This is a genomic window from Pseudomonas sp. VI4.1 (assembly GCF_002029345.1).
Lineage (GTDB): Bacteria > Pseudomonadota > Gammaproteobacteria > Pseudomonadales > Pseudomonadaceae > Aquipseudomonas.
The window spans coordinates 1-16893 of record NZ_MULM01000134.1; the positions used below are offsets into that span (position 1 = coordinate 1).

11 protein-coding genes and 2 pseudogenes are annotated in these 16893 nt (G+C 62.3%); 5 read left to right on the forward strand and 8 right to left on the reverse strand.

The window, feature by feature from the left end; genetic code table 11:
* Positions 1-73: 73 nt before the first annotated feature.
* Both queF and BZ163_RS10475 read right to left on the reverse strand, forming a co-directional pair.
* A complete protein-coding gene (gene queF / locus BZ163_RS10465; protein ID WP_128870845.1) occupies positions 74-904 on the reverse strand; it encodes an NADPH-dependent 7-cyano-7-deazaguanine reductase QueF in 831 nt (276 codons plus the stop codon).
* A 235-nt stretch (positions 905-1139) separates the two neighbouring features.
* Positions 1140-1661, reverse strand: coding sequence for a plastocyanin/azurin family copper-binding protein (locus BZ163_RS10475; protein ID WP_128870846.1), 522 nt, complete (start codon positions 1659-1661; stop codon positions 1140-1142).
* Positions 1662-1816: 155 nt separating this feature from the next.
* Here BZ163_RS10475 and BZ163_RS10480 point away from each other — a divergent pair, with 155 nt between their 5' ends.
* Positions 1817-2497, forward strand: a complete 681-nt coding sequence (locus tag BZ163_RS10480; protein ID WP_128870847.1) for a heavy metal response regulator transcription factor — start codon at positions 1817-1819, stop codon at positions 2495-2497.
* Positions 2497-3847: pseudogene (locus tag BZ163_RS10485) on the forward strand (heavy metal sensor histidine kinase). Before BZ163_RS10480 ends, BZ163_RS10485 begins: the two are co-directional and overlap by 1 nt.
* 129 nt (positions 3848-3976) lie before the next feature.
* Here the strand turns inward: BZ163_RS10485 and BZ163_RS10490 are convergent.
* From BZ163_RS10490 to BZ163_RS10500, 3 genes are all read right to left on the reverse strand, one after another.
* A complete protein-coding gene (locus BZ163_RS10490; protein WP_128870848.1) occupies positions 3977-5221 on the reverse strand; it encodes a lipoprotein-releasing ABC transporter permease subunit in 1245 nt (414 codons plus the stop codon).
* A 66-nt stretch (positions 5222-5287) separates the two neighbouring features.
* The gene (gene lolD, locus BZ163_RS10495; RefSeq protein WP_168187341.1) at positions 5288-5971 is read right to left on the reverse strand and encodes a lipoprotein-releasing ABC transporter ATP-binding protein LolD; all 684 of its coding nucleotides are present in this window, start codon (positions 5969-5971) and stop codon (positions 5288-5290) included.
* A gap of 7 nt (positions 5972-5978) precedes the next feature.
* Positions 5979-7229, reverse strand: coding sequence for a lipoprotein-releasing ABC transporter permease subunit (locus BZ163_RS10500; protein ID WP_128870850.1), 1251 nt, complete (start codon positions 7227-7229; stop codon positions 5979-5981).
* 94 nt (positions 7230-7323) lie between these two features.
* Here BZ163_RS10500 and BZ163_RS10505 point away from each other — a divergent pair, with 94 nt between their 5' ends.
* Positions 7324-7905 (forward strand): PilZ domain-containing protein, encoded by a 582-nt coding sequence (locus BZ163_RS10505; protein ID WP_128870851.1) that lies wholly within the window; start codon positions 7324-7326, stop codon positions 7903-7905.
* Positions 7906-7919: 14 nt separating this feature from the next.
* Positions 7920-8642, forward strand: coding sequence for a glycerophosphodiester phosphodiesterase family protein (locus tag BZ163_RS10510; RefSeq protein ID WP_128870852.1), 723 nt, complete (start codon positions 7920-7922; stop codon positions 8640-8642).
* Between the two features lie 42 nt (positions 8643-8684).
* Here the strand turns inward: BZ163_RS10510 and sthA are convergent.
* The 3 genes and pseudogenes from sthA to BZ163_RS10525 all read right to left on the reverse strand — a co-directional run bounded on the left by sthA (position 8685) and on the right by BZ163_RS10525 (position 13079).
* Positions 8685-10080: pseudogene (sthA, locus tag BZ163_RS10515) on the reverse strand (Si-specific NAD(P)(+) transhydrogenase).
* 209 nt (positions 10081-10289) lie between these two features.
* A complete protein-coding gene (locus tag BZ163_RS10520) occupies positions 10290-11315 on the reverse strand; it encodes an FAD:protein FMN transferase (RefSeq protein ID WP_150788006.1) in 1026 nt (341 codons plus the stop codon).
* Positions 11316-11615: 300 nt separating this feature from the next.
* A complete protein-coding gene (locus BZ163_RS10525) occupies positions 11616-13079 on the reverse strand; it encodes a glyceraldehyde-3-phosphate dehydrogenase (protein WP_128870854.1) in 1464 nt (487 codons plus the stop codon).
* A 361-nt stretch (positions 13080-13440) separates the two neighbouring features.
* On the opposite strand from BZ163_RS10525, the gene mfd reads away from it, so the two are divergent.
* A complete protein-coding gene (gene mfd / locus BZ163_RS10530; protein ID WP_128870855.1) occupies positions 13441-16890 on the forward strand; it encodes a transcription-repair coupling factor in 3450 nt (1149 codons plus the stop codon).
* The last annotated feature ends 3 nt before the right edge of the window (positions 16891-16893 follow it).

The following is a 16893-nucleotide window of genomic DNA, read 5'->3' on the forward strand; positions in this document are numbered from 1 at the left end:
GGAGCATCAGTCACCATTGATGTTGAATGTGATGGCCTCTTCGCTGGCACGCCAGCTCCTACAGGGGGGGGCGTTATTGGCGGACCAGGCGGTGGTTCGGCAGTTGCACTTCTTCGGTACTGCGATACGGATTGATATCCAGCCCGCCACGGCGCACATACCGTGCATACACCGTCAGTTTCTGCGGCTTCAGCAGCCGCTGCAGGTCGAGGAAGATCCGCTCCACACACTGCTCATGGAAGTCCGAATGCTGGCGGAAGCTGACGATGTACTCGAGCAAACTGGCGTGGTCCAGCGCCGCGCCACGGTACTCCACCGCCACGCTGCCCCAGTCCGGCTGGCTGGTGACCGGGCAGTTGGATTTGAGCAAGTGGCTGTGCACGCTCTCCTCGACGATGCGCGACTCGTCGCAACGCAGCAGCTCTGGACGCGGGTGCTCATAGTTGCTGACGCTGATGTCCAGATCATCGATGCACACGCCCGGCAATGCCACGACGCCTTCGGCTTCAACTTCTTGCAGGCGGCGAATGCGCACGCCGACCGGTTTGCCGGCCGCGGCCGACAGGTCCTTCACCAGCGTGGCTTGCAGGCTGGCGTTATCGGCAAACGGCGTCTGGTTCAGGGAGTTCAGGTACAGCTTGAACGACTTGGATTCGATGATGTTCGGTGAATCCGCCGGAATGCTGAACTCGCCGATCGCCACCACCGGTTTGCCCGACGGCAACAGCCACGACAGCTCGAAGCAGTTCCAGAAGTCCACGCCCTTGTAGGGCAAGGTCTCCGCCGTCAGGCCCAGCTCGGCCCATTTCGCGGTGCGCGGGATCGGGAACAGCAAGGACGGCGTGTAGGTGGCGATGTATTCACTGGATTTGCCCAGCGGCGAGTGTTCGGCTGCGGGATGCATGGCGGAAACCTGACTGAAGAATCAGTGGATTCTACCAGTGTTTGCGCTTGCTGTAGGAGCAAGCTTGCTCGCGATGGTCGTTAACGATAACGCGTGTTGACTGGTTGAACGCGGCGCCCTTGGGTCCATCGCGAGCAAGCTCGCTCCTACAAATTCAAAGTGCCGGGGGTGCCCTTGAAAGATCGCAGCCTCGTTTCACTCGACAGGTCCTACAGGTCCCACGAGGCCTACGGATCTACGGATCTACCGTCAACTGGCCGACCATGCCCGCCTGATAATGCCCGGGGATGTTGCAGGCGAATTCCAGGCGGGTGGCCTTGGTGAAGATCCAGGTCAGTTCGGCGGTTTTGCCCGGCTCAACCAGCACGCTGTTGGGGTCGTCGTGCTTCATAGCATGATCCATACCGGGCATTGAGCCGTGGTCCATTTCCTTCATGCCTGTAGGCGTAAGCATGCCGCTTTGCTGCATCTTCAGCATTTCCTGCTGGTGCCTGGCGTGCATCGCCGCGTCGCCAAGGTTGAATTCGTGCAGCAACTTGCCTTTATTTACCAGCACGAAGCGCACCGTCTCACCGGCCTTGATCTCGATCGCTTTGGGCGTGAACGACATGTCGCCCATCACCACTTCAACGCTGCGGGTCGCCTTGGCGGCCGGCGCCGGTTGGCCGAAGTCGAAGGTAAGCGCCGGCGATGCCCACACCGGTGAGCCCAGCGTCAGCAAACACGCGGCCAGCATCAGAGATTTGCGCAAAAACATGGTCGTACTCCAACAAGATAAGGTTCAGCCTGTGGAAAACTCTAAACTGCTACCGCTGCCGACAACCTGACACCCAGATTACAACTTTGTCAGGTTGGCCTGTACCGATGCTGCCCACGGTATAAAGCGTTCGTTCCATCTGCCCCGAGTCGCCCATGAAACTGCTGATCGTCGACGACCAACCGAAAACCGGCCACTACTTGCGCCAGGGCCTGACCGAGGCCGGGTTCAACACCGAACTGGTGGCCGACGGCAGCACCGGCCAGCAACTGGCACTGAGCGGCGATTACGCGCTGTTGATTCTCGATGTGATGCTGCCCGGCCGCGATGGCTGGCAGATTCTGCAGGCGGTGCGCGGCGCCGGCCTCGACACCCCGGTACTTTTTCTGACCGCCCGTGACGCGGTGGAGGACAGGGTCCACGGCCTGGAGCTGGGGGCCGACGATTACCTGGTCAAACCCTTCGCCTTCTCCGAACTGCTGGCCCGGGTCCGCAGCCTGTTGCGTCGCGGCAGCGCCACCCCCCAGGAAACCAGCCTGCACCTGGCCGACTTGCGCCTGGACCTGATCCGCCGCCGGGTCGAACGCAGCGGTCAGCGCATCGACCTGACCGCCAAGGAATTTGCCCTGCTGGAAATGCTCCTGCGGCGCCAGGGCGAAGTCCTGCCCAAGTCACTGATCGCCTCCCAGGTCTGGGACATGAATTTCGACAGCGACACCAACGTCATCGAGGTGGCGATCCGCCGTCTGCGCCTGAAAATCGACGATGAATTCCCGAACAAGCTGATCCACACCGTGCGCGGCATGGGTTACGTGCTTGAAGAGCGCCAGGCCTGATGCGTCGACTGTCCCTGAGCAGTCGCCTGGCGCTGTTGTTTGCCGCCTGCACCGCCGTGGTTTCACTGTTCGCCGGGGTGCTGTTCAGTCGCGCCAGCGAGGCGCACTTCGTCGAGCTGGATCAGCAATTGCTCGACGGCAAGCTGATCGGCCTGCGCCGTGCGCTTCAGGATCTGCAATCGAGCGAGAGCGACGTCAGACTGGCGGATGAGTTGAGCCGGCAAGCGGATTTGTCACTGCGGATTACCGGCAGCGATGGCCGGCGCTGGTATGACAGTTCGCCGCGCCTGCCGGACAAGCTGCCCCAGCAACCGGGCCTGTCGACCCTCAACGACGCCGGCACCGACTATCGCGTGTTGAAGGCGCCGTTGTTCCCCGACCGACCCGACTCGCCGCAGCTGACCTTGTTGTTGGACATCACCCATCACCAACACTTTCTGCAACGCATGCAAGAACCTGATCTGGCTGACCGTGGGCCTGTCGGCCCTGGCCACCGCCCTGCTCGGTGCCTGGGCGGCGCGCAGCGGGTTGCGCCCGTTGCGGCGCATGAGCGCGGTGGCCCACGGCGTGTCGGCGCAATCGCTCAATGCGCGCCTGCCCGAGACTGACATGCCGCCGGAACTCGCGGAAATGGCCCACCACTTCAACGCCATGCTCGGGCGCCTCGACGACTCTTTCCAGCGGCTCTCGGCGTTCTCCGCCGACATCGCCCACGAACTGCGCACGCCGCTGTCGAACCTGCTGACCCACACCCAGGTCACCCTCACCCGCCCGCGGCCGATCGAGGATTATCGCGAAGCGCTGCACAGCAACCTCGAAGAACTGCAATGGATGGCGCAACTGGTCAACGACATGCTGTACCTGGCCAAGGCGGACCATGGCTTGTTGATGCCCAGGCGCGAGCCGCTGGAACTGGCGGAGGAAGTGGATCTGTTGCTGGAGTTTTTTGCGCCGTTGGCGGAGGACGCGCAGGTCAGGTTGAGCCGTGAAGGCAGCGCGCGGATGGAGGGCGATCGCAGCATGTTGCGGCGGGCGCTGTCCAATCTGCTGGATAATGCGTTGCGGTTTACCCCGGCTGAGGGTGAGGTCCGGGTGCGGCTTGTTGAACAGCCTGAGGGGTTGCGCCTGACTGTCGAGAACAGCGGCGCAGGCATTGACGGGGCGTTGCTGCCGCGCTTGTTTGACCGGTTTTATCGGGCTGATCCGGCACGGCATGAAGGCAGCAGTGAGCATGCGGGGTTGGGGTTGGCGATTACCCGGTCGATCATTCGGGCCCATGGGGGGCAGATTCGGTGTGAGTCAGAAAAGGAGTGGACCAGGTTTGTGATCGAATTACCGAGGGGGAATTGATCTGATCCCTTGTAGGAGCTGGCTTGCCAGCGAAGAGGCCCTCGAAATCGATACAAGATTCAAGGCCGCCTTCGCTGCGGTGCGGCGATCCGACAAGCCAGCTCCTACAGGGTCCCGCGGTGTAACGGCTTACGAATAACGCAGCGCGGTAGCCGGCTCAGTCTTCGCCGCACGCCAGGCCGGATAAACCGTGGCCAGGAAACTCAGGATGAACCCTGCCGAGCAGATCAACAACACATCCGCCCCCTGCAATTCCGAAGGCAGGTTACTGACAAAATACACATCGGAACTGAAGATGTGCTGCCCGCTCACCCGCTCCACCCAGCCCACCAGCTCACTGACATTCAGCGCCGCAATCACCCCCAGCACACCGCCGATCAAGGTACCGACGACCCCGATCACCGTGCCCTGGACCATGAAGATCGCCATGATCTGCCGAGGAGTGGCACCGATGGTGCGCAGGATCGCAATGTCCGCGCCCTTGTCGTTCACCACCATGATCAGGGTCGCGATGATGTTGAACGCGGCCACGGCGACGATCATCAGCAACAGCAGGCCGATCATGGTTTTTTCCATCTTCATCGCGCTGAACAGGCTGCCCTGGGTGTGGGTCCAGTCGTCAGCCCGGTAGGCACTGCCGAGACCCGCCGCCACCTCGCTGGAGACCTGGGGCGCCGCATACAGATCCTTCACCGCCAGGCGCACGCTTTGCACCTGATTCGGCTCCCAGCGCTGCATCTGCGCGGCATCGGCCAGGTGGATCAGCGCCATCGAGCCATCCAGCTCGGCACCGACCTTGAACACGCCGACCACGTTCAGCCGCTGCATGCGCGGGGTGATCCCGCCCGGTGCGGTGCTGACTTCCGGCACGATCAAGGTGATCTTGTCGCCGACGTTCAAGCGGAAACGCCGCGCCGTGATCTCGCCGATCACCACGCCGAACTCGCCCGGTTTCAAGGCATCGAGACGCCCCTGGACGATATGCTGGGCGACGATCGAGACCTTGCCTTCCAGCGCCGGATCGACCCCGCTGACCTGGATCGGCTGCATCGTGCCCTTGTAGGACAGCATGCCTTCCATCTCGGTGAACGGCACGGCCGCGGTCACTTCGGGATTTTTCATCGCGGCGGCGGCCACCGGCTGCCAATCATCGATCGGATTGACGCCGACGATGGTCGCATGGGGCACCATGCCGAGGATGCGCGAGCTCATTTCGCGCTGGAAGCCGTTCATCACCGACAGCACCACGATCATCGCCAGCACGCCCAGGGCGAGGCCGATCATCGAGGTCATCGAGATGAAGGAAACAAAGCGATTGCGGCGCTTGGCGCGGGTATAGCGCGCGCCGATGAAGATCGATAACGGTCTGAACATTCGCAGGGGCACCGTATAAATATAAAAGACCCGACGCACCCTTCAGTGACGTCGGGTTGCGGCCAGTCAGATGGGCGTCAGGCAACCTTCCTGCAAGTGCAGGACGCGATCCATCTGGCGAGCCAGGTTCATGTCGTGGGTCACCACCAGGAACGCGGTGCGCATCGACACGCTGAGTTCCAGCATCAAATCCTGAATGCCCTGGGCGGTGTGGGAGTCGAGGTTGCCGGTCGGCTCGTCGAGCATCACCAGGCCTGGCTGGTTCACCAGGGCACGGGCGATGGCCACGCGCTGGCGTTCGCCACCGGACAGTTCAGACGGCTTGTGTTCCAGGCGATGGCCCAGCCCTACCCGCTCCAGCAGCGCCGTCGCCCGTTTACGCGCCTCTGGAATAGCCGTCTTGCCGATCAGCAGCGGCATGCAGACGTTTTCCAGCGCGGTGAACTCCGGCAGCAAATGGTGGAACTGGTAGACGAACCCCAGCGACCGGTTGCGTAGCAGGCCGCGATTCTTCTCGCTCAAGGCCGACAGCTCTTCGCCATCCAGCCAGACGCTGCCCTTGGTCGGCGTGTCGAGGCCGCCCAACAGGTTGAGCAAAGTACTTTTGCCCGAACCCGAGGTGCCGACAATCGCCACCCGCTCACCCGGATGCAACTCCAGTTGCAGGTTGGCCAGGACCTCGACCGACTCCGGGCCTTCCTCGTAGGATTTGCCCAGGTTGCGGCAGCTCAAGATTGCTTTATCACTCATGCTCGACTCACTCATAACGTAACGCCTCCGCAGGCTGGGTGCGCGCGGCACGCCAGGCTGGATACAGGGTGGCGAGAAAACTCAGGACCAGCGCGGCGGCGCAGACCATCAACACATCGTCGCTCTGCACTTGCGACGGCAGGTAATCGATGAAGTACACGTCGGCGTTGAGAAATTTATGCCCGATCAGGCCTTCGAGGGCCGAGATCGCGGCGCTGACGTTCAGCGCGGCGAAGATCCCGACCACGGCGCCGATCAGCGTCCCGACCACACCGATCACCGTGCCCTGCACCATGAAGATCGCCATGATCGAACCCGGCGTGGCGCCCAGGGTCCGCAGGATCGCGATGTCGCCCTTCTTGTCGTTCACCACCATCACCAGCGTGGAAATGATGTTGAACGCCGCCACCGCGACGATCAGCAGCAACAGCAGGCCGATCATGGCTTTTTCCATGCGGATCGCCTGATACAGATTGCCGTGGGTGCGGGTCCAGTCCCGGGCGTAGTAATGATCTTCGCCGAGTTGCTGGGCGATGTTCCACGCGGTGCGCGGCGCCTGGAACAGGTCGTCGAACTTCAGGCGGATGCCCTGCACCTGCTCCGGCTTCCAGCGATGCAGCCGGGCCAGGTCCTGCAGGTTGGTCACGCCCAGGTAGCCGTCGATCTCACCGGCGCCGACATGGAAGATGCCGACCACGGTAAAGCGTTTCATGCGCGGGAACATCCCGGCCGGGGTCACGGTGACTTCCGGCGCGACGAACGTCAGCTTGTCGCCGATGGCCGCACCGAGCTTGGCCGCCGCCTTGTCGCCGATGACGATGCCAAAGCTGCCCGGCGCCAGGGCGTCGAGCTGGCCCTGCAGCATGAACTTGTCGATGATCGACACCTGCCGCTCCAGCGCCGGATCGATGCCATTGAGCAACACCTTGGAGACCTTGCCCTTGTTGGTCAGCAACCCCTGCATCTGGGTGAACGGCGCCACGGCCGTCACCTGCGGGTTCTGCTTGACCTGGGCGGCCAGGCTCGGCCAGTCGTTGATCGGTTCACCGGACTCGATGGTCGCGTGGGGCACCATGCCCAGCACGCGGGTGCGCATCTCATGATCGAAGCCGTTCATGACCGACAGCACCACGATCATCACGACCACGCCGAGGGCGAGTCCAATGATCGAGGTCAGGGAAATGAAGGAGACAAAATGGTTGCGACGCTTTGCACGGGTATAACGCGTGCCAATAAATACGAAGAGAGGTCTGAACATGTCGGGGCTTGTTCGGAGGGAAAAGGAACGTCCTTGTGGCGGGGGTCGATAACCAGCTTTACACTCAGACCACCGCCGCTACCATGGGTTCGCCATGTCGACATTAGATGATGAAGATCACCGCGAATACTACCGTATCGAGGACATGATCGCACTGGAAATTCGGCCTCTGTCCGCGCCCGAAGCCTTGGGCCAGGAAGTGTTGCAGGATGCTTCTCAGCTGTTCAACCTGCTCAGCGAACTGCACCTCAGCGAATACGAGTCGCAACACCTGCTGCGCCAGATCAGCGAGCGCGACCGGCCCCTTGCGGCGTTCCTCAAATCCCAGAACAAACGCATCGATCTGCTCAGCCAGGTGATCGCCATCACCGTGCTCGGGCAGATCGGCGAACCGCAGCCGGTGACCATTTCCGAAGGCGGCATCGACTTCCAGTACCCGACACCGCTTGCCGCGGGCGCACGGCTGTCGGTGAAACTGGTGTTGATGCCCCAAGCCCTCGGCCTGCTGCTGCGCGCGCGCGTGATCCATTGCGACCGCCAGGGCGACGGCTACGTCATCGGCACCGCGTTCGAACACGCAACCGATGCCCAGCGGCAATTGCTGGCCCGCTACATCTTGCACAAGCAGGCCCAGGAACGACGCCTGGCCCGCGAACAAACCGAATCAGGCATTTAACTTAAGGAAGAACCGTGACCCTCATCTACGGCCATCGCGGCGCCAAGGGCGAAGCACCGGAAAACACCCTGACCAGTTTTCAGGAATGTCTCAAGCACGGCGTGCGCCGCTGCGAACTGGACCTGCACCTGTCCATGGATGGCGAGTTGATGGTCATCCACGACCCGACCCTCAAGCGCACCACCGACCGGCGCGGCAAGGTGGTCGAGCACACCGCGGCGGAACTGGTGACCTACGACGCGCGCAAGGGCGGCCCGGGCTGGATCAAGCCGTGCCCGATCCCGACCCTGGAAACGCTGTTCGAGCAATGCGATTTCGAGCATTGGCAACTGGAGGTCAAAAGCGCTTCACGCACCCGCGCCGCCTCCACCGTGCTGGCGATTCGGGAAATGGCCCAGCGCCATGGCCTGCTGGACAAGGTGACGATCACCTCGAGCTCGCGGGAAGTGCTCAAAGCCGCGCTGGACCTGGTGCCGGACGTGTCCCGCGGGCTGGTGGCCGAATACGCCTGGCTCGACCCGCTGAAGGTCGCGCAAAGCTATGGCTGTGAGATCCTGGCGCTGAACTGGACCCTGTGTACGCCGGAACGCCTGCAGAGGGCGCAGCGTCAGGGGCTGCATGTGTCGGTGTGGACAGTCAACGAGCCCGCGCTGATGCGCAGGCTCGCCGACTTCGGCGTTGACAGCCTGATTACAGACTTTCCCGGTTTGGCCAGCGCCACGCTCGAGAATTGCTGAAATCGGTCTCCCCGGCCGGCTCAGGCCACCGGCCGGAGCCGCTCAAAAAAGCCGGTTGAGGCCATCGTAGGCGGCGACCCGATAGGCTTCGGCCATGGTCGGGTAGTTGAACGTGGTGTTGACGAAATACTTCAGGGTATTGAGGTCGCCCGGCTGGTTCATGATCGCCTGGCCGATGTGCACGATCTCCGACGCCTGGTAACCGAAGCAATGCACGCCCAGCACTTCCAGGGTCTCGCGGTGGAACAGGATCTTCAGCATGCCCTGGGGCTCGCCGGCGATCTGTGCCCGCGCCATGCCCTTGAAGAACGCCTTGCCCACTTCGTACGGCACCTTGGCCTGGGTCAGCTCCTGCTCGTTCTTGCCGATCGAGCTGATCTCCGGAATCGTATAGATGCCGGTCGGCACGTCGTTGACGAAGCGCCAGCTGTGGTTGTCGACGATGCTGCCGGCGGCCGAACGACCCTGGTCGTGCGCGGCACTGGCCAGGCTCGGCCAAACGATCACGTCACCGGCGCCGTAGATGTTCGGCTTGCAGGTGCGGTAGGCCTCGTCGACTTCGATCTGGCCGCGGCCGTTGACCTTCACGCCAACGTTTTCCAGACCCAGCTGATCGGTGTTGCCGGTACGGCCGTTGCACCAGAGCAAGGCGTCGGCCTTGATCTTCTTGCCGGACTTGAGGTGCAGGATCACGCCGCTGTCCACGCCTTCGACGCGGTCGTATTCTTCGTTGTGGCGAACCGTGATGTTGTTGTTGCTGAAGTGGTAGCTCAGGGCCTGGGAAATTTCCGAGTCGAGGAAGCTCAGCAACTGGCCGCGGTTATCCACCAGCTCGACCAGCACCCCCAGAGCCGCTGAAGATCGAGGCGTATTCGCAACCGATCACGCCGGCGCCGTAAACAATGAGTTTGCGCGGGGTGTGGCCGAGGCTGAGGATGGTGTCGCTATCGTAGATGCGCGGGTGGTGGAAATCGATGTCCGCCGGACGATACGGACGCGAGCCGGTGGCGATGATGATGTGCTTGGCCACCAGTTTCTCGACCACGCCGTTGCCGCAGACCACTTCGATGGTTTGCTCGTCGGCGAAGCTGCCGGTGCCGAAGAACACGTCGACGCGGTTGCGGGCGTAGTAGCCGGTGCGCGAAGAGACTTGTTTGGAAATGACTTTCTCGGCGCTTTTCAGCACGTCCGGGAACGAGAACCAGCGCGGCTCACCAATGGCCCGGAACATCGGGTTGGTGTTGAACTGCATGATCTGCCGGACCGAGTGACGCAGTGCCTTGGACGGGATGGTACCCAGGTGGGTGCAGTTGCCGCCGACCTGGCGACGGCTATCGACCATCGCCACCTTGCGCCCTGCCTTGGCGGCGTTCATTGCCGCGCCTTCTCCCGCCGGGCCGGAACCCAGTACCACCACGTCGTAGTTGTAGACAGCCATGCGTACTCCTCAGAACAGGCCGCGGCGCCCTCGGCACCTGCGGCTAAATCACGCCGATCTGCGGCGTGAAGGAACAATTTTGGGGCCAGTGCAGAACCCGGGACACAGTCTATAGAAGCGTCAACGCCGGGCACATTAACCCTTGGTCGTGTCGTAGGCTACTTTTGCCTGCACTACAACGCCAGTTTTCAATGCGGGGATCGCCGTGATCACTCGGTCTCGGCCCCGCTCAGGCGCTCAAACGCCTGATTGGTGCGTATGACGAAACCGCGATCGGCACGAATCACAAAGAAGGCGCCGATGTCGTGTTTTTCGGCGTAGTCCCAACCGCGCACCGGGCCGAGAATCAGCAACAGGGTGGACAAGCCATCGGCCATCAACGCTGAAGGATGAATCACCGTGACTGACGCCAGGGCGTGTGACACCGGTGCACCGGTGCGGGCGTCGAAGGTGTGGGAATAGCGCTTGCCGCCCTGCTCGAAATAATTTCGGTAATCACCGGAGGTGGAAACGCTGTAGCCGTCGACCGCCAGGATGCGTTGCGCGACCTGGCGATCATCCCGCGGCTCCTCGAGGGCGATGCGCCAGGGTGAGCCATCGAGTTTCTTGCCGGCCGCCTTGAGTTCGCCGGTGGCTTCGGCGAGGTAATTGTGGATGCCCAACGCCTCGAGCCTGGCGGCAATAGTGTCGACGGCGTAGCCGGCGGCGATGCTGTTGAAGTCGACTTCGACCGCGGCGTCCTTGCACAGCTGATCGCCTTCGATGCGTAAATGCTGGTAGCCGACTCGTTGTTGCACCTCGGCCAGCGCCTGGGCGGAAGGGACTGTTTCCGCACGGCCTTGCGGGCCGAACCCCCAGAGATTGAGCAAGGGTTCCACCGTCAAGTCGTAGGAGCCTGCGCTTTGTTCCGACAGCTGCTCGGCGACACGGACCAGCTTGAGGATCGGCGCGGGCATTGGCTGGCAGCGGTTGGCGGGCAGCGCGTTGAAGCGCTCGATATCGGAGTCGCTGCGGTAGGTCGACATCTGCCGATCGACTTGCGCGAGGATCTTCTCGACCTCGCCCCGGACTTGCGCCGGCGCCGGAAGACCGGCCTGGCGCAGGTAGGTGACCGAGTAAGTGCTGCCCATGGTCGGGCCGCCGAAGCTTTCCATGGAGTCGCCGTTGCCGCAGCCGGACAATACGCCGGCCAGCACCACCATTCCAATCAGCCGCCCCTTCAACAACACCTGCATCTCCTGAAGCCCCCCCGACACACCGCCAAGGCCAGCCATTATGCGATAGAACTGTAGGAGCTGGCTTGCCAGCGAAAGCGGTGTGCCAGGCAACATTGATAGCAACTGACAGACCTTCGCTGGCAAGCCAGCTCCTACAGGATATTTGGCGTGACCACTATCGTGTAAACACCACAAAACCTTGTAGGAGCTGGCTTGCCAGCGAAAGCGGTGTGCCAGGCAACATTGATAGCAACTGACAAACCCCACAAACAAAAACGCCCCGACCAAAGCCGGGGCGTTTTCATTTGCAGCTAATGCTTAGCGCGGAAACGCTGGCGGGTTTACCCCGGCCATGTCTTCCATCACACGCACTACCTGGCAGCTGTAACCGAACTCGTTGTCGTACCACACGTACAGCACAACGCGGTTGTCCTGGACGATGGTCGCTTCAGCGTCCACCACGCCTGCGTGGCGCGAGCCGACGAAGTCGGTGGACACCACTTCCTGCGAATTGACGTAGTCGATTTGCTTATGCAGATCGGAGTGCAGCGCCATGTAGCGCAGGTACTCGTTCATCTCTTCACGGGTAGCGCCTTTCTCAAGGTTCAGGTTGAGAATGGCCATCGACACGTTCGGCGTCGGAACACGGATCGCGTTACCGGTCAGCTTGCCGGCCAGCTCAGGCAGGGCCTTGGCAGCAGCGGTGGCGGCACCGGTCTCGGTGATCACCATGTTCAGCGCGGCGCTACGGCCACGGCGATCGCCTTTGTGGAAGTTGTCGATCAGGTTCTGGTCGTTGGTGTACGAGTGAACCGTTTCGACGTGACCGTTGATGATGCCGAACTTGTCATTCACAGCCTTCAGCACCGGCACGATGGCGTTGGTGGTGCAGGAAGCGGCGGACACGATCTTGTCGTCAGCGGTGATTTCACCGTGGTTGATGCCGTGAACGATGTTCTTCAGCTTGCCTTTGCCAGGCGCGGTCAACACTACGCGGTCGATACCCGGGCAAGTCAGGTGCTGGCCCAGGCCCTCGGCGTCACGCCATACACCGGTGTTGTCCACCAGCAGCGCGTCTTTGATGCCGTACTGGGTGTAATCCACCTCAGTCGGGTTTTTCGCGTAGATAACCTGGATCAGGTTGCCGTTGGCGGTGATGGTGTTGTTGGCTTCATCAATGGTGATGGTGCCATCGAACGGACCATGCACCGAGTCGCGGCGCAGCAGGCTGGCACGCTTGACCAGATCGTTCTCGGCGCCCTTGCGGACCACGATGGCGCGCAGACGCAGGCCGTCGCCACCACCGGTTTTCTCGATCAGGATACGCGCCAGCAGACGGCCGATACGACCGAAGCCGTACAGGACAACGTCGGTACCGGTACGGCCGGAACCGTTTTGCTTGCCAACCACATCGGCCAGCTCGTCACGGACGAAGTCTTCGGCGCTGCGGCCATTGCCTTCGGCCTTGAACTTGACTGCAAGCTTGCCCAGGTCGACCGAAGCGGCGCCCAGCTTGAGCTCGCTCATCGCCTTGAGCAGCGGGAATGTTTCGTGGACGGACAATTCGCTGTCATCGGACTGGCGATGACGGGCAAAGCGGTGAGCTTTGAGAATCGCGATGACTGAACGATTGATCAGGCTGCGGCCATAGATCGAGCTCACCACGTTGTTATTGCGGTAGAGCTGACCGATAAGCGGAATCATCGCTTCTGCGAGTGCTTCACGGTCGATCCATTCACCAAGACACTGGTCGGGCTTCTGAGTCACGGGAACCTTCCACATGTAGGGGCAGAAAAAAGGGGCTACATTATGCCGCCGAGTGGCTCCCGTAGCAATGCGCGCCTGTCGCGCAACCAGTAACAACTTTTCCTGAAAAAAAATCACGCACCGCTCCAGCCCAGTAATAACGTGGCCTGCAGCCGAGTCAAATTTTTGGAGACAGCGCTGCCTTGTCCGTAACCATCCGTAACACAGGTTGCGTTTGCCACTACATAATCCGTGATTTTTCCTGAAAAACCGGCCGATTTTGTCATTACCACTACATTTGTCCCATTGCGTAATAGACACAGTCTGCAACTGACAGGCGGCACCCGGGACCGTTACAATTACCGACTTTGTCGCAACGCTTGGAGCTCAACCTTCCGTGCCCGTTCTGCGTCTACCGCTTCTCCCTGCCGCGGCAGGTAAACAGCACTGGGGCAACCTGCCCGGTGCCGCCCTGAGCCTGGCCATCGCCGAGGCTGCCAGCGCAGCCAAGCGCTTTACCCTGCTCGTGACCGCCGACAGCCAAAGTGCCGAACGGCTGGAACAGGAGCTGAGTTTCTTCGCCCCGGATTTGCCCGTGCTGCATTTCCCGGACTGGGAAACCCTGCCCTACGACCTGTTCTCGCCGCACCAGGACATCATTTCCCAGCGCATCGCCGCCCTGTACCGGCTGCCGGAGCTGAGTCATGGCGTGCTGGTGGTGCCGATCACCACGGCCCTGCATCGCCTGGCGCCGACCCGATTCCTGCTCGGCAGCAGCCTGGTGCTGGACGTCGGCCAGAAACTCGACGTCGAGCAGATGCGCACCCGGCTCGAGGCCACAGGCTATCGCTACGTCGACACGGTGTACGAGCACGGCGAATTCACCGTGCGCGGCTCGCTGATCGACCTGTTCCCGATGGGCAGCAAACTGCCCTACCGCATCGACCTGTTCGATGACGAAATCGAGAGCCTGCGTACCTTCGATCCGGAAAACCAGCGGTCCATCGACAAGGTGGACACCGTTCGCCTGCTGCCGGCGCGAGAGTTTCCGCTGCAAAAGGATGCGGTCACGCGCTTCAAGGCGCGGTTTCGCGAGCGCTTCGACGTCGACTTCCGGCGCTGCCCGATCTTCCAGGACCTGAGCAGCCGCATCACTCCGGCCGGTATCGAGTACTACCTGCCGCTGTTCTTCGACGAAACCTCGACCCTGTTCGATTACCTGCCCCAGGACACCCAGGTGTTTTCCCTGCCGGGCATCGAACAGGCCGCGGAAAACTTCTGGAACGACGTGCGCAACCGTTATGAAGAGCGCCGCGTCGATCCGGCGCGGCCTTTATTGCCGCCCGCCGAGCTGTTCCTGCCGGTGGAAGACTGCTTCGCCCGCCTGAAGAACTGGCCGCGGGTGGTCGCCAGTCAACAGGATGTGGAAACCGGCGTCGGCCGCGAGCGCTTCCCCGCTCGCGAACTGCCGAACCTGGCCATCGAAGCCAAGGCCAGCCAACCGCTGGCGGCGCTGGCCAGCTTCCTCGACGAGTTCCCCGGGCGCGTGCTGTTCACCGCCGAGTCCGCCGGCCGTCGCGAAGTCCTGCTGGAATTGCTCGAGCGCCTGAAGCTGCGCCCGAAAACCGTCGACAGCTGGCCGGACTTTGTCGCCAGCAAAGAGCGCCTGGCGATCACCATTGCGCCGCTCGACGAAGGCCTGGTGCTCGACGACCCGGCCCTGGCCCTGGTCGCCGAAAGCCCGCTGTTCGGCCAGCGCGCGATGCAGCGCCGGCGCCGCGAAAAGCGCGCCGACGCCAACAACGATGCGGTGATCAAGAACCTCACCGAGCTGCGCGAAGGCGCGCCGGTGGTGCACATCGACCACGGTGTCGGGCGTTATCTGGGCCTGACCATTCTTGAGATCGACAGCCAGGCCGCCGAATTCCTGACCCTCGAATACGCCGAAAACGCCAAGCTGTACGTGCCGGTGGCCAACCTGCACCTGATCGCACGCTACACCGGCAGCGACGATGCCCTGGCCCCGCTGCACCGCCTCGGCTCCGAGACCTGGCAGAAAGCCAAGCGCAAAGCCGCCGAACAGGTGCGCGACGTCGCCGCCGAACTGCTCGACATCTATGCCCGCCGCGCCGCTCGCGAAGGGTATGCCTTCGAAGACCCGAAAGCCGATTACGCGACCTTCAGCGCCGGCTTCCCCTTCGAAGAAACCCCGGACCAGCAAACCACCATCGACGCGGTGCGCAGCGACATGCTCGCGCCCAAGCCGATGGATCGCCTGGTCTGCGGCGACGTCGGATTCGGCAAGACCGAAGTGGCGATGCGCGCGGCGTTCATCGCGGTGCACGGCGGCCGGCAGGTGGCGATCCTGGTGCCGACCACCCTGCTCGCCCAGCAACACTACAACAGCTTCCGCGACCGCTTTGCCGACTGGCCGGTGACCGTGGAAGTGATGAGCCGCTTCAAGTCGACCAAGGAAGTCAACGCCGCGGTCGCGGACCTGGCCGAAGGCAAGATCGACATCGTCATCGGCACGCACAAGCTGCTGCAGGACGACGTCAAGATCAAAAACCTCGGGTTGGTGATCATCGACGAAGAACACCGCTTCGGTGTCCGGCAAAAGGAACAGCTCAAGGCCCTGCGCAGTGAAGTCGACATCCTGACCCTGACCGCGACGCCGATCCCGCGCACGCTGAACATGGCGGTGTCGGGCATGCGCGACCTGTCGATCATCGCCACGCCGCCGGCCCGTCGCCTGTCGGTGCGCACCTTCGTCATGGAGCAGAACAAGAGCACGGTCAAGGAGGCCCTGTTGCGTGAGCTGTTGCGTGGCGGCCAGGTCTATTACCTGCACAACGACGTGAAGACCATCGAGAAATGCGCCGCCGACCTCGCCGAACTGGTCCCGGAAGCGCGGATCGGCATCGGCCACGGGCAGATGCGCGAACGCGATCTCGAACAAGTGATGAGCGACTTCTATCACAAGCGCTTCAACGTGCTGATCGCCTCGACCATCATCGAGACCGGCATCGACGTGCCGAGCGCCAACACCATCATCATCGAGCGGGCCGACAAGTTCGGCCTGGCACAGTTGCACCAGCTGCGCGGCCGGGTCGGTCGCAGCCACCACCAGGCGTATGCTTACCTGCTGACGCCGCCGCGCCAGCAGATCACCCCGGACGCGGAAAAGCGCCTGGAAGCGATCGCCAATACCCAGGACCTCGGCGCGGGCTTCGTGCTCGCCACCAACGACCTGGAAATCCGTGGCGCCGGCGAACTGCTCGGCGACGGGCAGAGCGGGCAGATCCAGGCCGTCGGTTTCACCCTGTACATGGAAATGCTCGAGCGCGCGGTGAAATCGATCCGCAAGGGCGAACAACCGAACCTCGATCAGCCGTTGGGCGGCGGTCCGGAAGTCAACCTGCGGGTACCGGCGTTGATTCCCGAAGACTACCTGCCGGACGTGCATGCGCGCCTGATCCTGTACAAGCGCATTGCCTCGGCCGCCGATGAGGAAGGCCTCAAGGACCTGCAAGTGGAGATGATCGACCGTTTCGGCCTGTTGCCGGAGCCGACCAAGAACCTGATGCGCATCACCGCGCTGAAGTTGCAGGCCGAGTTGCTGGGCATCAAGAAAGTCGACGGCGGCCCGCAAGGCGGCCGGATCGAGTTCGCCACGCAAACGCCGGTCGACCCGCTGACGCTGATCAAACTGATCCAGAGTCAGCCCAAACGCTACAAATTCGAAGGCGCGACGATGTTTAAATTCCAGGTGCCAATGGAACGCCCGGAAGAGCGCTTTAATACTGTAGAGGCGCTGTTCGAGCGCCTCATTCCGAAAACTGCTTGAAGG

Bases quoted from the DNA above. Each gene is read 5' to 3' on its own strand.
- queF (WP_128870845.1), bottom strand. From the start codon at position 904: ATGCATCCCGCAGCCGAACACTCGCCGCTGGGCAAATCCAGTGAATAC.
- BZ163_RS10475 (WP_128870846.1), bottom strand. From the start codon at position 1,661: ATGTTTTTGCGCAAATCTCTGATGCTGGCCGCGTGTTTGCTGACGCTG.
- BZ163_RS10480 (WP_128870847.1), top strand. From the start codon at position 1,817: ATGAAACTGCTGATCGTCGACGACCAACCGAAAACCGGCCACTACTTG.
- BZ163_RS10490 (WP_128870848.1), bottom strand. From the start codon at position 5,221: ATGTTCAGACCGTTATCGATCTTCATCGGCGCGCGCTATACCCGCGCC.
- lolD (WP_168187341.1), bottom strand. From the start codon at position 5,971: ATGAGTGATAAAGCAATCTTGAGCTGCCGCAACCTGGGCAAATCCTAC.
- BZ163_RS10500 (WP_128870850.1), bottom strand. From the start codon at position 7,229: ATGTTCAGACCTCTCTTCGTATTTATTGGCACGCGTTATACCCGTGCA.
- BZ163_RS10505 (WP_128870851.1), top strand. From the start codon at position 7,324: ATGTCGACATTAGATGATGAAGATCACCGCGAATACTACCGTATCGAG.
- BZ163_RS10520 (WP_150788006.1), bottom strand. From the start codon at position 11,315: ATGCAGGTGTTGTTGAAGGGGCGGCTGATTGGAATGGTGGTGCTGGCC.
- BZ163_RS10525 (WP_128870854.1), bottom strand. From the start codon at position 13,079: ATGTGGAAGGTTCCCGTGACTCAGAAGCCCGACCAGTGTCTTGGTGAA.